At 39.0% G+C, this 18,513-nt stretch carries 15 protein-coding genes; 6 read left to right on the plus strand and 9 right to left on the minus strand.

Annotated elements, in window-relative coordinates:
- Window positions 1-994: 994 nt before the first annotated feature.
- The 3 genes from VXK47_RS01225 to VXK47_RS01235 all read right to left on the minus strand — a co-directional run bounded on the left by VXK47_RS01225 (window position 995) and on the right by VXK47_RS01235 (window position 3,010).
- Window positions 995-1,252 carry a DUF4403 family protein gene (locus VXK47_RS01225; RefSeq protein WP_435546955.1) on the minus strand — a complete coding sequence of 86 codons (258 nt, stop codon included), beginning with the start codon at window positions 1,250-1,252 and terminating at the stop codon, window positions 995-997.
- Window positions 1,224-1,820, minus strand: coding sequence for a DUF4403 family protein (locus VXK47_RS01230; RefSeq protein WP_435546956.1), 597 nt, complete (start codon window positions 1,818-1,820; stop codon window positions 1,224-1,226). Before VXK47_RS01230 ends, VXK47_RS01225 begins: the two co-directional genes overlap by 29 nt.
- A gap of 275 nt (window positions 1,821-2,095) precedes the next feature.
- A complete protein-coding gene (locus VXK47_RS01235) occupies window positions 2,096-3,010 on the minus strand; it encodes an FAD-dependent oxidoreductase (RefSeq protein ID WP_435546957.1) in 915 nt (304 codons plus the stop codon).
- A gap of 191 nt (window positions 3,011-3,201) precedes the next feature.
- Here VXK47_RS01235 and VXK47_RS01240 point away from each other — a divergent pair, with 191 nt between their 5' ends.
- From VXK47_RS01240 to VXK47_RS01260, 5 genes are read left to right on the plus strand one after another with little or no spacing between them, the layout of a single operon-like run.
- A complete protein-coding gene (locus tag VXK47_RS01240) occupies window positions 3,202-3,849 on the plus strand; it encodes a DedA family protein (protein WP_435546958.1) in 648 nt (215 codons plus the stop codon).
- 35 nt (window positions 3,850-3,884) lie between these two features.
- The gene (locus VXK47_RS01245) at window positions 3,885-5,444 is read left to right on the plus strand and encodes a S1C family serine protease (protein ID WP_435546959.1); all 1,560 of its coding nucleotides are present in this window, start codon (window positions 3,885-3,887) and stop codon (window positions 5,442-5,444) included.
- Between the two features lie 22 nt (window positions 5,445-5,466).
- Window positions 5,467-6,645, plus strand: coding sequence for an exo-beta-N-acetylmuramidase NamZ family protein (locus VXK47_RS01250; protein ID WP_435546960.1), 1,179 nt, complete (start codon window positions 5,467-5,469; stop codon window positions 6,643-6,645).
- Between the two features lie 22 nt (window positions 6,646-6,667).
- Entirely contained in the window at window positions 6,668-7,351 is a 684-nt protein-coding gene (locus tag VXK47_RS01255) for a ribonuclease HI (RefSeq protein WP_435546961.1), read from the plus strand.
- Window positions 7,352-7,369: 18 nt separating this feature from the next.
- Entirely contained in the window at window positions 7,370-9,904 is a 2,535-nt protein-coding gene (locus VXK47_RS01260; protein ID WP_435546962.1) for an NAD(P)-dependent malic enzyme, read from the plus strand.
- A 2-nt stretch (window positions 9,905-9,906) separates the two neighbouring features.
- On the opposite strand, the gene VXK47_RS01265 is transcribed toward VXK47_RS01260, so the two are convergent.
- From VXK47_RS01265 to VXK47_RS01285, 5 genes are all read right to left on the minus strand, one after another.
- Window positions 9,907-11,511: a chemotaxis protein CheA gene (locus tag VXK47_RS01265; RefSeq protein WP_435546963.1), complete on the minus strand. Its 1,605-nt coding sequence runs from the start codon at window positions 11,509-11,511 to the stop codon at window positions 9,907-9,909.
- A complete protein-coding gene (locus VXK47_RS01270) occupies window positions 11,492-11,914 on the minus strand; it encodes a chemotaxis protein CheW (RefSeq protein WP_435546964.1) in 423 nt (140 codons plus the stop codon). The genes VXK47_RS01265 and VXK47_RS01270 overlap by 20 nt, the downstream gene beginning before the upstream one ends.
- Window positions 11,911-13,218, minus strand: a complete 1,308-nt coding sequence (locus VXK47_RS01275; RefSeq protein WP_435546965.1) for a methyl-accepting chemotaxis protein — start codon at window positions 13,216-13,218, stop codon at window positions 11,911-11,913. The genes VXK47_RS01270 and VXK47_RS01275 overlap by 4 nt, the downstream gene beginning before the upstream one ends.
- On the minus strand, window positions 13,200-14,006 hold the full coding sequence (locus tag VXK47_RS01280) for a response regulator (protein WP_435546966.1): 807 nt from the start codon (window positions 14,004-14,006) through the stop codon (window positions 13,200-13,202). The genes VXK47_RS01275 and VXK47_RS01280 overlap by 19 nt, the downstream gene beginning before the upstream one ends.
- A gap of 69 nt (window positions 14,007-14,075) precedes the next feature.
- Window positions 14,076-16,466, minus strand: coding sequence for a GspE/PulE family protein (locus tag VXK47_RS01285; protein ID WP_435546967.1), 2,391 nt, complete (start codon window positions 16,464-16,466; stop codon window positions 14,076-14,078).
- Between the two features lie 377 nt (window positions 16,467-16,843).
- Here VXK47_RS01285 and VXK47_RS01290 point away from each other — a divergent pair, with 377 nt between their 5' ends.
- Window positions 16,844-17,560: a GAF and ANTAR domain-containing protein gene (locus tag VXK47_RS01290; RefSeq protein ID WP_435546968.1), complete on the plus strand. Its 717-nt coding sequence runs from the start codon at window positions 16,844-16,846 to the stop codon at window positions 17,558-17,560.
- 17 nt (window positions 17,561-17,577) lie between these two features.
- On the opposite strand, the gene VXK47_RS01295 is transcribed toward VXK47_RS01290, so the two are convergent.
- Window positions 17,578-17,850 (minus strand): hypothetical protein, encoded by a 273-nt coding sequence (locus VXK47_RS01295; RefSeq protein WP_435546969.1) that lies wholly within the window; start codon window positions 17,848-17,850, stop codon window positions 17,578-17,580.
- Between the last annotated feature and the right edge of the window lie 663 nt (window positions 17,851-18,513).

Consider the following 18,513-nt stretch of genomic DNA (forward strand, 5'->3'; position numbering starts at 1 on the left):
ATTATTGAGGATCTACAGGCGCTCATTCTCAAATGTGTCGATGCAATCCGGCCTGGTAGAAGTAATAAACGAATTTTCAAAAAGCGAAATAAAAAGTTTAACCCGGCTTATCGGCAACCAGCTTAATTCAACGGCATTGACTTATATCAGAAGATAGAGCTATCGTTTTACAGGCGGTAAGAGCAATAGGAGCTTTTCGAAATGATTATGCCCGGGAAGTACTTAAAAGAATAGTGAATGAGAACGATCCCGTTATTTCAAGTATTGCTGAAATGCTTCTATATAGATATAAGTGAAAGACTTGAGAGCATGACAAAGTTAGAAAGCAGATACACAAGAAACAATTGCGCAAACATATTACAAGGAAAGAAAGGCGAGGCAATGGACGGCGGGATATTTTTCTGTCAGATGATGATAAGAATTTGTTTTTATCATTTATTGATCAGCTTTCCGATTGGTTCGATATTGAAATATTCGCCTATGTATTGATGGACAGTCATTATCACATTTTGCTAAAGACAATAAATACTAATTAATCCAAGGCAATGTAATGGTTTGGGACCAGTTATACACGAAGATTCAATAAAGTTATGAAAATATGCGCAATGCCATCGGCATTTTGAAACTTCTTTCTGAGGGTGAGGCCGATATTAGAGAGGGGCGAATCAAGTCACAGGAAGGTGTTTTTAATGAAATTGAAAATGGCCTGAATGAAAATCCATAAATGAGCAATAATTATCAAGTTGTATGGGCTGCCGCAGCGCAAAATGACTTGAAACAAATCATTGACTATATAGCGATTGAAAGCCCTGGCAATGCCTCACAAAATCCTAAGAAAAATAAAAGAAAAGGTATCAGATCGTTATGCCTTGCCCGATCGTGGTAGAATCGTATCTGAATTGAAAGAGCAAGGTATACACACCTATCGGATTTTGATTGTATCATGTGCATCTTCAAACCCGCAATTTGCTTCAACTCCTCCACCAAACCTGCGTTATTTGAGGCTGACGCTTGTCTCTCCCTGGGCAATGACTTCAACCGAGAGCCGATCATTCAGCACCGTTGCCTCTCCAAGCGACAATGACGTGACGGCACCGGTCAGATTAAGATGGTCGGCAACGTGCACAGAGGACAACGCCGTGCATGCCTTAGCACGGGCTTTCTCCAGCTGATCCAGGACGGCGGAATCAAGTTTCGTCTTGATTGTATTTCGAATGGTACTGCTAAACAGCCAGCTTCCGGCGCTTATCATCCATCCTGCGTTCCGTGTGTGTATCAAAATCGACATTTTCGAACGTGAGTGAATTACTCTGCGGGTTATACACCGGCTTCGCCAGAATTATTATCTCGCCATTGAAATCACCGGTAACGATCAAGTCAATAGCCAGTCTGCCGTCCTCTCCTTTCAGGTTAAAACTATTTACGGTAATTTTCCGGTCATCACCGAAAGTTTTGTTGAGCAGCACCGGGTTGAGTGCCGTTACCAGGTCGGCAAAGACGATTTCGGTGGCAAGCTGGATATGAAACCGTTTGTCGAAGACCGGGAGCTGCTGCACCGGTGGCAAAGCCTTCACCGGTGCAGCAGCAGGTTTGGGTCCGACGGTTATAGCAGCTCCGGTGATGACGCCGACTGACAACAGTACGCGATTGTTAGCAGTCAGCAGCGGACTCATGACGATCTTTTCCGGGGTCAGTTTCAGCCAGGTGCTGAACTCCTTGCTGATCAGCATCGGGGAAAACGCATGCTGCCATAACGGAACAATCCTGGTTCTAAGCTGGATGGAATCATTAACCTTGGCATCGACGATCGGTGCAAGCATTTTCGGTTTTGTCCCCGGAGCATTACATATACGCACGGGAAAACTACTTTGCCGTCTTGCTATTTCTGGAGGGACACTAACTAACAACCGTAAATATAACCAAAAAGTACAAAAGCGGAGAGGAAAGATAGACCATAGTAAACTTATTGAAAAATTTGAGTTAAATATGGAAGTCCGTTGTACGATCTTTTACTTATGAGCTTAAGAACTTACGAGCTGCATTTTTACATTTATCTTTATCGGAATGCAGCTCACAGTATAACAAACAGTTTTTGCTATCTGGCAGGATATTGAAGATATTTATGCGCCTGGAGTGCTGCTTTTGCTCCTTCACCTGCTGCTATAACTATCTGTTTTTCCGGTATGTTTGTTACATCACCTGCCGCGTAGAGTCCTTTCACTCCGGTTTCATTGGCATTGTTTATCATTATTTCACCGGATTCATTGAGTGTGACAATATCTTTCACAACATCCGAGTTTGGTATAAGACCAATTTCGACAAACACTCCTTCAACATCGAACTCTTTTATTTCATTGCTTTTTGTATCTTTAACTTTAATTCCTTTGGTTGAATCTTTGCCCTTGATTTCCAATGTTTCATATTCAGTCAGGATAGTTACCTTTTCGGATGCTTTGACCTTGTTTATCAGTACCGGATCTGCTGTAAGAGGTGTAATCGATATCAGATAAATATGTGCTGATGTTTTCATCAGATCATCTGCAGCCTCAAGGGCGGAATTGCCACCACCGATAACTGCTACTTTGAGATTGCGGAAGAAGGGGCCGTCACAGGTTGAGCAGTAACTTACTCCACGTCCCATTAATTCTTTTTCTCCCGGAACATTCAGCGGGCGGGGTTTTTTCCCTGTTGAAATAATCATGGATCGCCCTTGATTAACCGCCCCGTCATCAGTATGGATTTCAAAACCGTTGTCGATTCTTCCGATAGCATTAATACCTTCGCCTATAAGCGTATCAATGGGAAACTGCTTGACCCGTTGCTCAAATTTCAACATCAATTCAGGGCCTTCTATAAACCGGTAACCCATGTAATTCTCTATTCCCATGGTCCAGTTCATCTGCCCGCCGATATCTTTGCTTACAAGAAGAGTCTTTAGTTGTTTTCTTGCCGCATACACCGCTGCGGTAAGCCCGGAAGGGCCTGCACCGACAATGATTATATCGTACATAAACTCTCCTTTTGTTATATATGCGCTTCTTTATTGTATATAAATGAGGATGAAAAAACAAGTGGTGAATTTTGGTATACTGTGATAGGTTGTCACCGGTTTTTTTATAGTACAAAGCATTTGACTATAGAGTTTTTTGAGAGGATGAATCAGATCTCCAATTCGAGATGATTTATTACGGAGGAACCTGCATGGAGTGGCTTAAGTATATAGTTGAATTTATAATACATATTGATGTGCATCTCGGTGCTATTGTAAAGGATTATGGCCTATGGACATATCTTATTCTATTTCTGATAATTTTCTGCGAAACAGGTTTGGTCGTGGCTCCTATTTTGCCGGGGGACTCACTTCTGTTTGCTGCCGGAACATTTGCAGCAATAGGCTCGCTTGATGTGTTTTGGCTCTTTGTACTTCTTTCAATCGCTGCCGTTGCCGGAGATACGGCAAACTACCGGATAGGCTGCTATCTGGGACCGAAGACTTTTCATGGTGAGAATGTGCGTTTCTTAAACAGAGAGTATCTTGACCGCACCCATCAATTTTATGAGAAACATGGTGGAAAAACGATCATCATAGCGAGGTTTGTACCCATTATCAGAACCTTTGCCCCCTTTGTTGCCGGTATAGGCAAGATGAACTATTGGAGGTTTATAGGTTATAATGTCATCGGCGGCATCGGCTGGGTAGCAATTTGTGTGTTTGCCGGATATTATTTCGGGAATCTACCTATAGTTAAGAAAAATTTCAGCCTTGTTATACTTGCCATAATTATTATTTCAATGTTGCCGGGGATTATCGAGATATTGAAGCATAATTACGGTAACAGGAGAAAATAAACGGCATTATCATCAGGATGCATGGAAGGATTTTTATGAGGTTTAATAGAAGAAAAAACAACAGTGTTTCAAATAGCGAAACAGGAAATTGTCCTATAAAAATAACTATTATCCTTTTCTTATGTGTCTTTTATATAGTTTCTGCCGCATCAATGATATGCGCCGAAGACCGGATCTCTCAGTCTGTAGTGAAAGTACTTGCTACTCAAAGGCTGCCCGATATAATAAAGCCATGGAGCAAACAGACTCAGCGTGAAATTTCAGGATCAGGCGTAATTATCGAGGGCGGCAAAATACTCACAAATGCCCATGTGGTGGCTTTCGCGCAGCAGATTTATGTTCAACCTTATCAATCCGCAGATAAAATTGAGGCAGATGTAATAGCGTTATCACCTGAAGTTGATCTTGCTTTGCTTAAGATAAATAATAAGGAGTTATTCAAAAACAATCTACACCTGGCTTTTGCAGACAAGCTGCCTAAAACAAAAGATCCGGTTTCGGTATATGGATATCCCATGGGTGGCTCTGAGCAATCCGTTACGGAAGGGATTGTTTCCAGAATAGAATATCAAGCCGTTTTTTATGGGGTTCCCAGTTTGTTAATTCAGATCGATGCGGCGCTGAATCCCGGAAACAGCGGTGGGGCCGCAGTAGCCGGGGAAAAGCTGATCGGTCTTGTTTGCAGCAAGATTATGGCGGCAGAGAACATCGGGTTTATTATTCCTGTTGAAGAGATTAATATGTTTTTAAAGGATGCCGCCGATGGCAAGTATGAAGGCCAACCCATGATCAGTGGTATCCAGGTTCAAACGCCTGAAAATGATGCGCTACGGAGCTCTCTCAAGATCCCGGAGGAGACGACCGGAATGGTGGTTCAGGATGTGAAAAACATAGACCCTGATTTTTTGCTTAAACCATGGGATATCATAACTCATATTGGTGATTATCCTATTGACAATGAAGGCAGCGTAAGGGTTAACGACGATTTAAGGCTTCCTGCTACTTATCTTGTTCCCAGAATAGCTAAAGAAGGAAAAGTTCCGCTTACCATTATCAGAAACAATAAGCAGTTAAAACTGAATATACCTGTTAGCGTTGAATCTCAAAAACTAATCAGGTTTCAAGGCTTTAACTATCCAAGATATTTTATTTACGGTCCGCTGGTTTTTGTTGAATTAGATCAATTTTACGTTCAGCAATTACTGAAAACCGATAAAATAGCGCTTTTGCTGGCTGCTATAGGCAGCCCTGTTATAACACGCATGTCGGATAATATCTCCTTTAAGGATGAAGCACTTGTCGCTGTTTTTTCTCCAATGTTTTCACACAAGATCACAAAAGGCTATGATACAAAAGGTCCGTTTGGAGTAGTCAGTTGTATAAATGATGTGCCTGTTAAGAACCTGATTCATCTTGTTAAGACACTCAGGGATAACCGGAAAGAATTTGTTGTTTTTAAATTTGCAAACTTAAGAAGTGAAAGTCTTGTTTTCAGGCGTTCTGAGATTGAGGCGGCCACCGAAGAAATTTTAAATGAAAATGGAATCCGGTATCAGTATTCCGAAGATCTCAAAAAAATATGGAGCAGCAAATAATTTAAGGAGATTTTTTTGCAAGATGGCCACCGTTTTCAGCGGACTTGAAAATTTTATAAAATCGCCACCGTCTTATATCCAAGGCAAGCGCCTCGGGCTTTTATGCAATCCTGCTTCCGTTAACAGAAATTTTGTTCATGCCCGGCAATTGATAAATGAAAAGTTTCCCGGAAAGCTTTCGGCTCTTTATTCTCCTCAGCATGGTTTTTTTTCTGAGAAGCAGGATAATATGATTGAGTCTGAAAACATTATTGACAATACAACAGGCGTTCAGGTTTTCAGTCTTTACGGCAAAACACGTATTCCTTCAAAGGAGATGTTTGAGCCCATTGATATTTTACTGATAGATCTTCAGGATGCGGGTACGCGCGTTTACACTTTTATATATACAATGTCATATTGCCTTGAGGCCGCCAAAAAATTCGGGAAGAAAGTAGTTATTCTTGACCGGCCCAATCCAATCGGAGGTGTTGCGGTTGAAGGCAACTGTCTTTCCTTGGAGTATATTTCGTTTGTAGGCCGCTACCCTATACCTATGCGACACGGCCTTACAATTGGTGAACTTGCACTGCTGTTTAATAAACATTATGCAATTGATTGTGACCTTGAAGTGATTCCTATGAAAGGCTGGAGAAGAAAAATGTTTTTTTCCGATACTTCTCTTCCATGGATACCGCCTTCTCCTAACCTTCCTACTCCTGTTTCTGCAATTGTTTATCCCGGACAGGTTATACTGGAAGGCACAAATATTTCCGAAGGACGGGGCACAACTCAGCCGTTTGAGATATTTGGAGCTCCTTTTATAGAATGCGATAAAATAATTTCTTTTTTAGGTACTAATAAATTTTCCGGTGCAATACTAAGGCCCATTGCTTTTGAACCTACCTCAAACAAATGGCAGGGGGAGCTTTGCAGAGGTTTTCAGATTCATGTTACAGATCAGGATAAGTATAAACCCTATTATTCTACTGTGAAAATACTTCAGGCAGTATTTCAATGTTATAGTAATCATTTTGCATGGAAGCTACCTCCGTATGAATATGAATTTGAAAAATATCCTGTGGATCTTATAACCGGAAATGCTGCAATACGCGCTGCTATTGAAAACAATGACGATATTGAAGAGATCGAGAAATCATGGAGAGATGAAATTGAGCAATTTCTTGATATAAGCCGGAAATATCATATTTATAGTTTATAGTTTGTCGACGGGAAAATGAGTTATGGACACTAGTAACATCTTATGGAAGAGAATGGCCTTTAAAGGCAATAAGGTCTGGCAGGCCTTTTCTTCCGATGAAAAGCCCTTAGTTAAAAACGGAAAGGTTCTGATTAAATACAATATAAAGCAGGATTATGAATACTGGGTTTTTGAAAACAAACTTGAGCCTGTAGATTCTATAAACTCCGATACCCAGGAAGATAAAAAGGTAAAAGATAGAAAATCTTTTGCAGGTAAAAAATCTGCTAACGATTCTTCCCGGCAGGAAGATATACCTTCCGATGCCATTTGTATTTATACTGATGGTGCATCATCCGGCAATCCGGGACCATCAGGCATAGGGGTTTATTTTCGTTTTGGGGAACATGAAAAAGAAATATCAAGATATATCGGAATTGCCACCAATAATATTGCAGAACTGGAAGCAATAAAAACTGCTCTTACTGAACTTAAAACCACAAAAAAGCCAGTAAGGATATTTACAGACAGTTCTTATTCTTATGGCGTTCTTACTCTGAACTGGAAACCAAAAAAAAATATTGAGTTAATAAACTCAATAAAAGTGAAAATGAAAAATTTTTATGATATTAAGCTTATTAAAGTCAAAGGTCATGCAGGTTATAAAGAAAATGAACTTGCCGATTTTCTTGCAACCAGGGCTGTAAAAAACGGATCAAAAACATGAGGATTTAAGGAGATTTAAATGCCGGACAAAATTACTAATCAGGAAGCACAAGCTCTTGCATACAGGAAACGCTACCGCGGAGTTATCGGTGTTTCTCCCAAGATACCAATAAAAGATTCAAAAATATTAAGCCTTGTTTATACTCCCGGAGTTGCTTCATCCTGTCTGGAAATCGCAAAAGATCCCGTACAGTCTTATTTGCTGTCATGCCGCGGAAATACGGTAGGAATTTTAACGGACGGTTCCGGGCTGTTTCGGCTTGGTCATGCAGGTCCTGAAGCAGCACTTCCTGTTATGGAGGGAAAGTCAGTTATATTCAAGACATTTGCCGGTGTAGATGCCCTTCCGATATGCATCAGGACAAAAGATCCTTATGAGTTTATTGAAACAGCTCTTGCTCTTACACCAACTTTCGGAGCATTTTGCCTCGAAGATATTGCCAGTCCCCAGAGCTTTACCATTACCGATCACCTTGAAAGAGGTGCAGACATACCGGTATTTAATAATCACGGACTTGGAGTTGCAATTCCGGTGCTTGCCGCTTTGATAAATTCAATGAAAGTTGTTGGCAAGGATATTATTAACGCCAGAGTTGTAATAAATGGCGCCGGTATGGCCGGTCTTGCCAGTGCAGAGCTTCTGGTAAAAGCCGGGATAAAACAGGTAATAGTGTGTGACAGGGATGGCGCTCTTTATAAATACCGGCTGAAAGGAATGAGCTGGGCGAAATGGGAAATAGTTAAATGCACAAATCCTGATAATTTTACAGGAACTTTAGGGCAGGCTCTTAAAAACGCCGATGTCTTTATCGGCCTTTCATCCGGAAATGTTCTTAGCGGGGATATGATCAAATCCATGGCAAAGGACCCGATAGTTTTTGCGCTTTCAACTCCTCATCCTGAAATTATGCCTGAAAAAGCGCGCGATGCAGGTGCAAAAGTCATGGTATTTAACAGAGCCGATTTTCCGAACCAGTCTGATGTTGCGATGATTTTTCCCGGTTTTTTCAGAGGTATTCTTGAAACAAGGGCGAGCAACGTTAATTCTACCATGGCACTTTCTGCAGCTCAGGCTCTTGCTGATTGTGTAAGTCCCGAAGAGCTGAATCCTGAGCGTGTTATGCCGAAAATATTTGACTTTCGGGTTGCCCCAAAAATTGCGGAGGCGGTTGCAAAAGCTGCTATACAGACAGGAGAGGCCAAAGGGGATGTGGACCCGGCTTTGATTTCCGATATGACACGCAGATATGTGTATGAAGGACAGTGGCCTATTGATCCGCCTGACACGAAAAAAAAATCAATTGCGGAAGAATCACTTGAGTTTCACAGGCGATATCGTGGCGTACTTCAGATAAGGAGCAAGATAGCAATTAAGGATAATTATATTTTAGGTCAGTTTTACATGCCCCCTTTTGCAGAAGTGCCGGCACGCCTGATAAGAGAAAATCCTGAATTGATATATGACTACACCGCCAAGGGAAATCTTGTTGCCATTGTTACGGATGGAAGCGCTGTGCTTGGTCTTGGCAATATCGGCCCGCAGGCTGCGATGCCTGTAATGGAAGGCAAAGCAATTTTGTTTCAGACTTTTGCCGGAGTTGAGGCCTTTCCAATCTGTTTATGCACGCAGGATGCAGATCAAATTGTTGAGATCGTTAAAAGAATGAGCCCGACTTTCGGGGGAATAAATCTTGAAGACATATCAGCGCCCCGTTGTTTTTATATCGAAAGACGCCTTAAAGAAGAGATGGATATCCCGGTGTTTCATGATGACCAGCATGGAACTGCGATTATTGTCACAGCTGCTTTGCTTAATTCGCTTAAAATATCCGGCAAAAAGGCTGAGGAAGTGAAGGTTGTAATAAACGGAGCCGGCGCCGCAGCCATTGCAGTTTGCAAACTGATTATGGAGATAGGAATAAAACATATTATACTTTGTGATAAAAACGGAGCCATATATAAAGGGCGTTTGGAAGGCATGAACTGGATGAAGGATGAAATGGCCGAACAGACAAATTCTGAAAAAATAAAAGGGGATCTTGCCAAGGCTGTCATAGGATCTGATATTTTTATAGGGCTTTCTGTTGCAGGAGCCCTTACAAAAGAGATGATATCAACAATGGCAATAGATCCCATAATATTTGCGCTTGCCAACCCGACTCCCGAGATTTACCCGGATGAGGCAAAAGAAGCCGGGGCATTGATTGTTGCAACGGGAAGATCGGATTTTCCTAATCAGGTTAATAACTCATTGATTTTTCCAGGTGTATTCAGAGGGGCGCTGGATGTCCGGGCAAGGATAATAAATGAGGAGATGAAGATAGCGGCAGCAAGAACTGTAGCCGGTCTTGTTTCAGACAAGGAACTTAATCCCGAATTCATTATCCCTAAGGGAATGGATTTTAATGTTCCTCCTGCTGTTGCTGTTGCAGTCGCACGTGCTGCGATGGAATCGGGTGTTGCAAGGATTCAGGTTGATCCTGAAAAAATTGCCCAAAGGACGTATACACTGATTTATGAGGGAGAGTCAGGATATCATCTTGACGGGCCTTGAAATTATTGTGGTGGAAGATTATCCGGATCAAGAAGCAGTGCAATATCTCCGTTTTCCATGATGCCTATTCCGGAAAAGAGTTTTACCCCTGATAAAATATCTCCGACCGGCAATACCATAAGAGGACGGTTTCCGATTATATTATCAGCCATAAGCTTTATGCAGGATTCTTTTTCTTCATTGGTTGCCGCCTGCTCAATGATTGATTGATCGTTGATATATTTCAGGTTCAATATACTGTAAGATTTTCTTTTATTATCTGCTACCCCTATAATTTTTTTGATGTTGTAATAAGATTTCCGGTCATCGTCTGAAATGTTGTCTATGTTGCTTATTGATTTGACATGTAAGGTGGGGATTGCCAGAATGTATTTTCCCACTGAAAAAACAATCGCGTAAATAATTGAAAGTGACAGCGGTAATTTTATTATAAACTCTGTTCCCTTTCCGCTATCAGACGATATGGACAAAGAACCTCCGAGGTAATCGATAGACTGTGCCACAACATTCATGCCGATGCCTCTTCCTGATAACTGCGTCGTCTTGGCAGACGATGAAAATTCCGGACTCAAAATAGTATTATAGAGTTCTTCATCAGTCATTCTGTCGATTTCTTCATCACTCATTGATTGTTTGTCTTTAAGATATTCAATGATCGAAGCTTTATTTATACCGCGACCGTCATCGCGGATTTTAATGTATAGATTTTCTTTTTCACTCTTTGCTTCGATTGTAATTTTTCCGTTTGCATTTTTTCCCAGATTGCTTCGCTCTTCTGCCGTTTCGATACCATGGGCGATACAATTTCTGAAAATGTGTATCAATGGTTCGCGAAGGCGTTCAAGAAGTGTAATGTCTGCCTGTATTTCGCTGCCTATTATTTCAACATTAACGCTTTTATCATGCTCTTTTGCTATATCTCTTATGCTTTTTAAAAAAAGATCCGCAAAATCGCCCACAGTCATAAGCCTTAACTGGGTTAACTGAAAGTAAAGAACTTTCATCAAAGCAGTATAGTGATCAATCCAGCTTTTTAAGCCTGAAGACATCTGAACATTCAAAAAAGATGGAAATTTTTTAGCAAGAAGCTGTATTTCCTGTGTCAGTCCAAGAAGCTCTTCGATAAAAGAATACTTTATTTTTACATGATCTATATTTACAGCCGGAGATTGATAAGAGGTCAATGCAGGAACCGTTTCAGCAACAGGACTCGTTTTTAAAAGTTCGTCAGGATCTTTTCCAAATCCGGATATCAGATTATTATATAATTTCTGATCTTCAAATGAATCGATCCATCCTTTTTTTGAAACAAGGTATGCTAAGAAATTTGAGCTGTCAAAAAGAGCTTGAACAGCAGCGGCAGAGCTTATTTTTTTGCCCTGTTGAAAATGCAGGCACCAATCTTCCATTAAATGGCATAAGTCTGAAATTTTCTCCAGACTGAGAGCCCTTGCCATTCCTTTAATAGAATGGATTTTGCCGTGAATCTCTGCCCACAAAGCAAGGTTTGATAAATCCTTTTCGACCTGCATTAAAAGATCTTCAAGTTCTTTTAGATACTTGTTTGATTCCTGGTCGAAAATCTTTTCATATTTGCTGATATCCATAGGAAAGCTCTAATAGTTTTTTCCAGATATAATCAGGTGTTATTAAATATATATCTTTGTTTTCATGGTGGTATGAATTGAATCCTTCAAAATTACCGTCTATCCATATTATTCCGATTATTTCATCAGGTATAACAGCCAGCTTTTTATTATGCCATTTAACAATGATTATTCGTTGATTCTCATCCGGTTCATTATAAGTGCTTTCGGAATATTCCGAATAACCAAGAAGAAGCCTTATGTTTATTACATCAAAAAGCTCTCCTCTGTAAAATATCAGACCGGCATAACATTGTGGAGTAAGGCATACCGGTGTTATTTTATAGTCGTCGATTATTCTGTAAATATATTCGGATTCTATTCCGAAATATTTATCTTTTGCTTTGAAAACAAATATTTTCATGGCTGTACATTTTTTATTGATTCCTGATTGCTTGATGTTTGATGCGGCTGTTCCGGAAGACTGAATCGCTGTTGCGTCTCAAGCATTTGTTTGGATAGAGTATCCAGTAAATTTATTGCGCTTGCCATTTTTTTAACTTCATTTTTCTGATTAGCTGCTGCAACAGCAGTCTTTTGAGTAGATTCATAATTTCTGGATGCAGAAACCGAAAGCTTTTGAAAATGTTCCGAAAAACTTCTAAGCTCCTGAGCCTGCATAATCGTTGCTTCTTCCATGCTTTTTATTTCAGAAAAAATATCTTTTACACCAAGCAGCATATCACTAAATGTTTGCACAATGCCGTGTATAATTTTATTGCCTTTATCAATTTCCAACTGGTTTTTTGTTAAAAATTCCTTAAGCATTTGATTATCATCTAAAATGTCTTCAACCAGTTTTGCAATAGCTTTTGATGACTGCTTTGAACTTTCAGCCATATTTCTTATTTCTTCGGCAACTATGGCAAAACCTTTACCGGATTCTCCGGCTCTTGTTGCTTCGATTGATGCATTTAATGACAGAAGATCAGTTTTCTGAGAGATAGCTTCTATTACGTTTATCACTATTTTTATTTTTTCCACCTTTTCGGGCAGTCTCGAAAGGGGCTGTGCGGATTCGCTCATCTGTTTAAGCACAAGCTCGAGGTGGCTTATTATTTCATGGGCATTTGCTTCACCTTTTTGAGTTTTTTTGATTGCTGCATCTGCTTTTGAAATAGTTTGGGATGATTGCTGCACCAGCTTATCCATCACCTTAATAGTGTTGTTAAGTTTAATTGTAGTATAGTGTACTATTTCCGTTTGTTTGGCCGAGCTTTCCGCAATAATTTTAGCAGTGATATCTATATCATTGCTGTTTTGCAAAAGTTTTTTTGCCAGCATTTTTAAAATTGAATTAGTGTTATGGATTTTTAGAGAAACATTCTTCATATCAAGAAGCAACGATCTTAAATGGTCGACCATTAAAGAAAATATTTCCTCAAGATCGCGAATTTCATCTCCAGAAACGATTTGTATCTCCTGTGTTAAATCACCGCAGCTGATTTGACTTGCGGCATTACTCAGATTTTTAATGCGCCGGGTAATAGACCGTGAAAATATGATTCCGAATACCGTTCCTATTCCCATGGCCAGAGCAATTGAAAGTCCCTGTGCTAAAAAGAAATCTTTCGTGGTCTGATTTACTATCTCAATTACAACAATTACAATTAACAGAAGAATCAAAAAATACATTATCAGTTTGTTTTTTATGCTAGTTCTTCCCATTTGTCGCAATCCTCCAGAGCAAGTATTAAACCTAAAATTTTCTTTTCAACAGTCAATAATGTAACCACAACTCTAATTTTTTTTGAGTTGATAATAGAAGTGAATACGGTTTCATTAGATTCATTGTTTTTGATGAAATTCTTTACGGTGTTAATAAATTTTGATCTGTCTTCATGAGGGAAAATATCCGTAACAGGCCGATTCAAAAGCTCGATAGTGGTCTTGCCCAATATATTCAGAGCATAAGAATTTATCCCGATAATTCTTGTGTCCGAGTCAATGTTTACTATTCCGAATCCAACACATTCAATTATGCCTTTATGAAATTGAATTGAATCCAAAAGATCAACAGCTTCTCTTCTTGGGAAAAGATTTTCGGATTCGATAATTTTGGCGCCTCCGGATTTATCAAATGATTTATTTTCAATATTATCTAATAATTCATTGATATTTGCCGCCATTTTTTCCATAGGGCCTTTAGCTATGTAATAATCGGCACCTATATTGGTCAGCGTGTCTATACGCTCTATTATTGTACCTGAAACTGCGACTATGGAAAAACAATTTTCAGGGTATTTCATGCGTACGAATTTAATCAGCTCTGTTCCGTCAATTTTAGGCATTACAATATCAGCAAACATCAGGGCGATATCCTTATCATCAATTGCTGAAATACCTTCTTTCCCATCATAGGCTTTTATAACTTTATATCCTCTGCTCTCAAGAAGTTCTGCTAAAAATTCGACAAAAAAGAAATCGTTATCTACTACAAGGGCGGTTTTTGGCATAATATTACCTCTTAGTTTTTCCTAAGTTATCAGCAACAAAGGGCGTATCGGGCAGGTATTTTCTTACAATCAGCTTATACAGACTCTTCCGACTTCGTTCATATTCGTCAGTCCATGAAAAACTTTTATTATTCCATCCTGTTTTAAGGTGGTCATTCCATCTTTATATGCCTGATTGAAAAGTTCTTCCGTATTTGCAGCTTTTTTTATAAGGCCTTTAGTTGTATATGTGCCTTCCATAAGTTCGTGTATTGCCATTCTGCCTTTATATCCCGATCCTGAACAAGCCTCGCAACCTGAGGGCTTGTATAAAACAAGATCGGATGAATATTTAATACCGGTTGCTTCGAACTTCTCTTCACCGTATTCAGCGACTAACTCATTAAATTCATCCTTTGACGGATTATAGGCTTTCTTGCAATTTGAACATAGTTTTCTTGTTAATCTTTGTGCAAGAACACCAAGAAAAGCATCGGAAAAATTAAGAGGATTAAGACCCATATCAAGAAGTCGTGTTATGGTTTCAGGAGCACTGTTTGTATGAAGAGTTGAAAACACAAGATGACCGGTAAGGGATGCTTCAACACCTATGGAGGCTGTTTCCTTGTCCCTCATTTCACCAATCATTATAACATCCGGGTCAAGGCGCAGAAAGCCACGCATAACTCTGGCAAAGTCAAGACCAATTCTTGGTTTTACTTCAACCTGGCGTAAACCCATCTGTGTAATTTCAATGGGATCTTCTGCTGTCCATATTTTGATTTCCGGTTTATTAATGTGGCCGAGAGCGGAGTGAAGAGTTGTGGTTTTACCGGAACCTGTGGGTCCTACAACGAGTACAAGTCCGTATGGCTGGCTGATTATTCTTTTTATGATTTTTAAGTTGCGGTCATTAAGTCCCATATCATCCAGTTTCATTGCGCCTGCTTTTGCAAGAATTCTTAAAACCGTATCTTCATACCCGCCTGCGGTAGGCATGGTGGACATACGCAGCTCAAACGCGGGGATACCCCTGCGGTTCATTTTGATCTTTCCATCCTGCGGAAGCCTTCTTTCAGCTATATCCAGGCCTGCCATTATCTTCAGCCTTGAAATAATTGCAGGTGCCATTGTATTTGGAACCTGTAGATACTCGTTGCAAACACCATCCATTCTGAAACGTATAGTTATTTTCTTGGTAATTGGAGAAGGTTCAATATGAATATCGGAGACCAGCTTTCTGTAAGCTGTTATAATTATCTGATCAACAAGTCTTACCACCTGGCTGGAAGATTCATCGACGATGTCTTTATCCGTATCAAGTTCTTCTTCTTCAAAAGAAAAGTCAGGTATTAGTAAATCAAGATTATCAAGTGTTGTATCCATATTTTCGGAAGATTTGTCGGTAGAAAAGAAATATCCTATGTATTTTATAATATCTTCTTTAATTCCTATAGAAAATTTTATGCTTTGGTTTGCCATCAAAGCCTTGATGTAGTCTGTTTTCCTAAGATCTCTTGGGTCATCAACAAGAATTTCTATATAGTTCTTTCCCCAGCTTAATGGAACCCATGTGTAATGCAGAAGAAAAGATTTTTTTAGTTTACCAATAAGTTCTATGGGAACCGGTACAGATGGATCGAAACTTTTAAATGGACAATTATAGTACAAAGAAAGGGATTTGCCGATGTCTTCCTTTTTTATGTTAAAAGTTTCAATCATTACAGCTTCTATGCTTTTGCCGGTTTTTTTTGAAACTTCCAGGGCTTTTTGAAGCTGATCCTGGGTGGCTAACGATGAGCTTATAAGAAAATCAAATTTTGAATTGTTGGATGAATTCGATAGAAGTAAATTAATTTTATTTGAGGCTTCTTCATTATCAGGATCTAAATTTAACACATCCTTAAATAATTGAACAGCGATATCGTTGTTATCTTTTTTTGCCATTTCCTTACCAAGCCACAATTTTATCTGAGATATGTCTTTGTATTCAAATCTATTTTCACTAATAATTTTATCTGCTTTCTCGAGCACGGTTTTTGGAGGTTCAAATTTAAACAGATTTGAAAGCACTTCGGTAATTATTTTTACCGGGGTATATCCGGCAGCTGAGTAATCAATCTTTAGTAATTTTTCAAACTCGACAGCAGCTTTTCTTGCCAGGCCGAGTTCTTTAAGGGCATAGGCATTATTAATAATGTCCTTTATATTTCCTGAATCCGATATCGATTTTTCAATCAAAGTAATATCACTTTCCGATAAATTGGGGGCTAGTTTTTCTTTGTTGTTAAGTACCTCTTTTCTTATCTGAATCACCTTTTTTTTGATATGAACTGTTCCGGATGAATCAGTAAAAGAACCGTCTGCAAGTATCTGTTCATAGATATGCAATGAATCATCAAGCATCCCCATGGAATAATACATTTCGGCTTCTTTGATTTTATTTTTAATTTGAATTTCCATAGAAGAGCTGGTGTTCATATATAACTAATTCCTTCAGCTGAAACGGCAGGCTCCTGATAAATTAAACATTCTTCAAAGGACTAAATCCGATACAACAGAATGAATCAAGCAAAATCGTTTTTCATTTCTTATTAAATTTATATATTGGCGTATGAATACTTGCGGTTACAAATTAAACCAACGGATTGGTTTTGAAATTCTTATATATTATATATATTAACGTGTTATAGTGTGCAACTCATTTTTTTCAATTTTTTACAGGGTTTGGTACTAATTGTTGACACACATTGCCGTTCAATATAAAAATATAAGAACTTATATTGTATATTTGTTTATTGTAAAACTTTTGCATAACACTCCCTTTAACCATATAATAATTTGTGTAATTGGATACTATGGAAATTGCGTCTCAGGAAACCCATGATAAATATATAAAAGCTCTCATGGATATAAGCAGAGTGATTACATCTGATTTATATCTCGAAGATATCCTGAAACTTATAGTAATGGTAACTGCCAAGGTAACGGGTGTTGAAATATGCTCGCTCTGGCTTATAGACGAAAGTGTCTCCCCGCCGGTAATCCGGCTTAAGGCAACACAGGCACTGGATCCTGATTATGTTCAAGACCGCTCATTGAGTATGAATGAAGGTGTTGTCGGCTTTGTTGCAACCAACAAGAACCCCTTGATAATCGAAGATGTTCTCAAAGAACCCAATTTTAAGGAAAAGGATATGGCAAAAAAGCTGGGTCTTGTTTCCATGGTTGGTGTTCCGCTTGAGGTTAAAGATAAAAATGTTGTAGGTGTTTTAAACTGCTTTACATCCAGCCCGAGAGTTTTTACGGAAACGGAGGTCAATCTTATAAGAACAGTTGCTAATCAGGCCGCAGCAGCCATTATGAATACCGAATTGATGGTTAAAACAAAAGTTATTCAGGAAGAACTTGAAACCAGAAAACTTGTGGAAAAAGCTAAAGAAATTCTAATGTTACGCCGAAATAAAAGCGGCGAGGAGGCATATCATTGGATCCGGAAACGCAGTATGGATACAAGAAAATCCATGAGGAGTGTGGCTGAAGCAATATTACTTTCCGAAGAGCTTGAACCTTAGAAGAAAAAAATTATGTTTTACCCTTTTTTAAGCGATTCTATCTCTTTTTTAAGTTCATCAATTTCATATTTGTATTTATCTACTTCTTCAGATACTGCGTCTGAGAAGAGTGTTTCCTTGCTCCAGGCTTCTTTTAATTTATCGAATCCAAGATAAATTATAAAAGCACCGCCTAAAAGAAGCAAGCAGGGGATAGTGCCGGACAGAATCATAAGAAACTCTTTCCACCAGAGTATTAGCAATATTAAACCTATTATTGATATTGCAGCTCCAATTATTAAAATTGCCATATTAAATCACCATTCTGCATGAAATAATTATTTGTCCAAAAAAGCGCACGCACCAAAACAGTTAATTAGTGATAAAAACGTGAAAAGCCATTCAACTTTGTAATTTAATAAAAATATGAATATTAAATCAAGAAGTTTTCATGTATTGAATGAAATAATTTATCTTACATAATATCTATATTAGTATAACATGTTAATTTAAATGCCTGATTGTTGGTTTAAGATCGCTTTTGTTAATTTTGTTTATATGATTTAAGCAGCTATTCTGATATTTTCTCCGGGTTTAAGTTCTTTTTTCTTACAAAGTCCTTTTCAAAAGGTCCGCTATTGCCGGATAAATGAAAAATGTTTCCCCCAATTTATATGTTGTGCTACAGTCACCACACCTACTCGGAGGATAGGGCAATGCTGGGAAGCAACCCGAGCGCCGAAGCTGGCGGCGTAGACAGAGGGCCGTGCATCTTTTGTGCGGCCCATCTTTTCATCTAATCTGTTTATGCCCGTTAAGCGTTAAATCCCGGGGGTTTGGGGGCAGAGCCCCCATTATTATCAGGCTTTATGTCCTTTGATAATGCACCTCAGCCGGAGTCTTGTAATTTAAGGCCTGGTGAAACCGGCAGTTGTTGTAGAACACAAAATATTTCTTTAAGGACGAAAAGGCTT

Source organism: Desulfobacterium sp. N47, from assembly GCF_051233685.1.
Taxonomy (GTDB): domain Bacteria; phylum Desulfobacterota; class Desulfobacteria; order Desulfobacterales; family RPRI01; genus RPRI01.

Coding starts and splice junctions, on each gene's coding strand:
- VXK47_RS01295 (WP_435546969.1), bottom strand. CDS start 17,850: ATGGCAATTTTAATAATTGGAGCTGCAATATCAATAATAGGTTTAATA.
- VXK47_RS01265 (WP_435546963.1), bottom strand. CDS start 11,511: ATGGATATCAGCAAATATGAAAAGATTTTCGACCAGGAATCAAACAAG.
- VXK47_RS01290 (WP_435546968.1), top strand. CDS start 16,844: ATGGAAATTGCGTCTCAGGAAACCCATGATAAATATATAAAAGCTCTC.
- VXK47_RS01270 (WP_435546964.1), bottom strand. CDS start 11,914: ATGAAAATATTTGTTTTCAAAGCAAAAGATAAATATTTCGGAATAGAA.
- VXK47_RS01240 (WP_435546958.1), top strand. CDS start 3,202: ATGGAGTGGCTTAAGTATATAGTTGAATTTATAATACATATTGATGTG.
- VXK47_RS01255 (WP_435546961.1), top strand. CDS start 6,668: ATGGACACTAGTAACATCTTATGGAAGAGAATGGCCTTTAAAGGCAAT.
- VXK47_RS01235 (WP_435546957.1), bottom strand. CDS start 3,010: ATGTACGATATAATCATTGTCGGTGCAGGCCCTTCCGGGCTTACCGCA.
- VXK47_RS01230 (WP_435546956.1), bottom strand. CDS start 1,820: ATGCTTGCACCGATCGTCGATGCCAAGGTTAATGATTCCATCCAGCTT.
- VXK47_RS01245 (WP_435546959.1), top strand. CDS start 3,885: ATGAGGTTTAATAGAAGAAAAAACAACAGTGTTTCAAATAGCGAAACA.
- VXK47_RS01260 (WP_435546962.1), top strand. CDS start 7,370: ATGCCGGACAAAATTACTAATCAGGAAGCACAAGCTCTTGCATACAGG.
- VXK47_RS01280 (WP_435546966.1), bottom strand. CDS start 14,006: ATGCCAAAAACCGCCCTTGTAGTAGATAACGATTTCTTTTTTGTCGAA.
- VXK47_RS01285 (WP_435546967.1), bottom strand. CDS start 16,466: ATGAACACCAGCTCTTCTATGGAAATTCAAATTAAAAATAAAATCAAA.
- VXK47_RS01275 (WP_435546965.1), bottom strand. CDS start 13,218: ATGGGAAGAACTAGCATAAAAAACAAACTGATAATGTATTTTTTGATT.
- VXK47_RS01225 (WP_435546955.1), bottom strand. CDS start 1,252: ATGATAAGCGCCGGAAGCTGGCTGTTTAGCAGTACCATTCGAAATACA.
- VXK47_RS01250 (WP_435546960.1), top strand. CDS start 5,467: ATGGCCACCGTTTTCAGCGGACTTGAAAATTTTATAAAATCGCCACCG.